2 protein-coding genes are annotated in these 1,653 nt (G+C 61.7%); one reads left to right on the plus strand and one right to left on the minus strand.

Annotated features, from left to right (window positions below; genetic code table 11):
- The first annotated feature begins 175 nt into the window (after nucleotides 1-175).
- Nucleotides 176-496 (plus strand): DUF2388 domain-containing protein, encoded by a 321-nt coding sequence (locus ACW9JE_RS30625; protein WP_457434891.1) that lies wholly within the window; start codon nucleotides 176-178, stop codon nucleotides 494-496.
- 119 nt (nucleotides 497-615) lie between these two features.
- On the opposite strand, the gene ACW9JE_RS30630 is transcribed toward ACW9JE_RS30625, so the two are convergent.
- Complete coding sequence (locus tag ACW9JE_RS30630) at nucleotides 616-1,524, minus strand: pyridoxal-phosphate dependent enzyme (protein WP_224536420.1); 909 nt, start codon at nucleotides 1,522-1,524, stop codon at nucleotides 616-618.
- Nucleotides 1,525-1,653: the final 129 nt, after the last annotated feature.

The following is a 1,653-nucleotide window of genomic DNA, read 5'->3' on the forward strand; positions in this document are numbered from 1 at the left end:
AGGGTGTGTCAGTCGACGACATCATTGCCTGAGACACCGCCTTCGCGAGCAAGCCCGCTCCCACAAAGTCCTGCCACTCGGGCCCATCTGAATTGCCAGGGAACTCTCGGCGAGCCGCACGCATCTGAAAAGATGAGGTACTTCCTTTTTGCTGCACGCTTCAGAGGACACCATCATGCGCCGTCTGATTATCGTTTCTTCCCTGCTGCTGTGTTTACCTGTCGGCTCTGCATTGGCCGATGTGGATGCGGGTGATGTCGCCACTTCGGCTGGCGTTTCCGCGTCCCTTTATTCCACTTTCAAGGATCACAAACTCGTGGTTCCTGCCCGGGATGACGCCTCCAGCTTCGTGGCCAGTGGCGGTGCCATTCGCGGCGCGTATCTGGAATCGGTGTTCGAGAAACTCCGGCAGGACAATCCCAACCTCGTCAACGCAAGCGATGAAGAACTGGCCCAGGCCATCCTCGTGCATGACGATGTAGTCGCCAATCACTAAAGAACCCTGTAGGAGCGAGCATGCTCGCGATGGCCTCAAGAACGACGCGGGGCAACAGTTGCCCAGCGTTATCGTTGGCGACCATCGCGAGCATGCTCGCTCCTACAGTAGAGCTGCATTCAACGTGACCAGCCGCTTACCAATTGCGCGCTGATGCTCACCCCGCCACACACCACAATCACCACGTCATGGGCACCGGCAATGGCCGGGTGGTCCAGATAGGCGATGGCCAGTGAAACGCCGCAGGCGGGTTCGACCAGTTGGCGCAGGTCGCTGGCGTAGCGCACCACGCCCATGATTGCCTGCTCGTCACTGAGCACCACGCACTGATGGTCGAAGTCGAGGATATGTTTTACCGGCCATTCGGCCACCAATGATGCGCCAAGGGACCGGGCGACGGTGTCGATGCGCGGCAGCTTGACCGGATGCCCGGCGCTGACGGCAGCGGCGAAGGACGCCGCGCCTTCGGTTTCGCAGGCGACGATCCGGCAGTCCATGCGCTGGTGACGGATCAGTCCGGTGAGGATTCCCGCCAGCAAGCCACCGCCGCCGACCGAGGTGACGATGGCGTCGAACTGCGGACAGTCTTCGATGATTTCATCGATCATCGTGCTGTGCCCTTGCCACAGCACCGGGTGGTCGAAGGCTGGTACGTATTCGGTGTCCGCACCCTTCGCCAGTTCCTTGGCCTTCTGATTGGCCTCGTCCCAGACCTTGCCGTGGACGATCACTTCGGCGCCGGTTTTCTGGATGCGCGCGCGGGTGGATTCGGGGGTGGTGTGCGGCACCACCACGCAAGCTTTCAGCCCAAGGCGGGCGGCGGCCACGGCGGTCGCAAAACCGGCGTTGCCACCGGAAGGACAGATCACCTTGCGCTTGCCCTGCGCCACCGCCTGGCTGCACAACAAACCGATGCCGCGCACCTTGAAGGAACCGCCGGGTTGCAGGTTTTCCAGCTTGAGCCAGATTCGGCGGGACGGCGTCGAGAGGTCCGGATGGAGGATCAGGGGTGTTCTGATGTGCAGCATGACGGGCTCCTGTTGCAGCCCACGGGCTCGAGGGAGGCCGGTGGTGAACGGTGCTCAATCAAGTCTAGTCCACCCTTGGGTTCTGTTGCGTTGCTGATGACGCCTTCGCGGGCAAGCCTCGCTCCTACA

The organism is Pseudomonas sp. SDO55104_S430 (assembly GCF_054070595.1).